Consider the following 1,457-nt stretch of genomic DNA (forward strand, 5'->3'; position numbering starts at 1 on the left):
GGCATTTTTGGGCTTGGTTCTATATTCGGCCACTTGATGGTGGGGGCTTTCGTTATTGTCATTATCTTGACTTTTTTGGTTAATTATCTTCAAGGTTTGATAACGACACAAATCAATTATGAATTATGAATTATGAATTTTCAATTATGAATTTTCAATTATGAATTTTCAATTATCAATTATCAATTTTCAATTAATTGTTAAGCCTGACCCCTCCGTTGTTCCTGCAATCAGGATATATGGCCGACGTTAGAACCAAACCCGCATTTTTGTTAACAGACTCACTGTATTTAAACTCAATCAATATATGGCCTGCCTTGCTCTCTCTGATACCATCAGGCAGGAGTGCAAGTTGTTCTTTTGACCATTCAGTCTGAGGGAGAGGGAATTTAATACTTGTCCAGTTTAAAAAAATAACGCTAAAATATCAGATGGTTACATTTTTCATTTGGATGATTATATTTTTCCATCTCCCTGATTTTTTCTTAAAAGCAGAATGTCAGATTCCGGAGGATTATTCATAACCGGAAATTTATATGAAAGTCCGTCCAACGTACTGCAATCGCATGACTTGGCTTCGCGTCTTCGACCCATATTTTGGTTTCTGCCCTTTTAGGGTATTGTGACCGATGAGAATGACCATGCTCCGGCCAGTTTCTGCCCTTTAGGGTATGCCGGTTATAACGGTTATGCCGATGGGTGTAAGCAAATTCCTCAAGAAGCTTTCCAAACAGTCTGTGCCAGCGTGTTTTAGTTTTGATCTTTTTCATAAATAAATATTAGCACAACAAGTAGAAAATAGCAAAATACCAAAAAACCAGTCCATTATAGTGAGGGTCACATGACTTGATACTCTTTTTGGGCTTCAAACCCTTGTCCTGCAAGGATTTAAGGTTGAATTTTGGTATCAGGTCATTTGACCGGTACTATAGTTAATACCAATTTATTTTTAAAAAGTTGAATCATCATTGAAATCCTGATAAAGATTATTGCAGATATAATAATTCTCTAAATATGGACAAAACTAATGACTGAAAAAATAACAATTGGATCTTCAAAAAAAATTGCTATAACAGGAGGATGCGGGTTTTTAGGTTCTCATCTTTGTGAGCAATTATTAAATAATGGCAATGAGGTTATATGTATTGATAATTGTTTTACAAGTTCGAAACAAAACATCATTCATCTTTTGCAAAACCCAAAATTTGAATTTATAAGGCACGAGGTCTAATTTAAACATCAATTACGCTCAAGAAGCAGCAATTTTGAGTCGTAATTAGTGATTAGGTTAGACCACAGGGTATACTTGTGGGTAGCACTTTGTTGATTATTGATTTTCCCAGTCCAAACCCTGCGAATCCCACAAGCGACTCAGGGAAACTTAACCAGTTCGCTGGTATTTATGACCTTTTAATTAAGGAGATTAAAAATGTACATGGTTTACGTAGTATCAAAAT

Annotated in this window: 1 pseudogene; it reads left to right on the top strand. The window is 35.3% G+C overall.

Annotation, left to right across the window (positions count from 1 at the left end):
* Positions 1-1,027 precede the first annotated feature (1,027 nt).
* A pseudogene (locus U9P79_10115) lies at positions 1,028-1,228 on the top strand (GDP-mannose 4,6-dehydratase).
* Positions 1,229-1,457 lie beyond the last annotated feature (229 nt).

Source organism: Candidatus Cloacimonadota bacterium, assembly GCA_034661015.1.
Taxonomy (GTDB): Bacteria; Cloacimonadota; Cloacimonadia; order JGIOTU-2; family JGIOTU-2; genus JAYEKN01.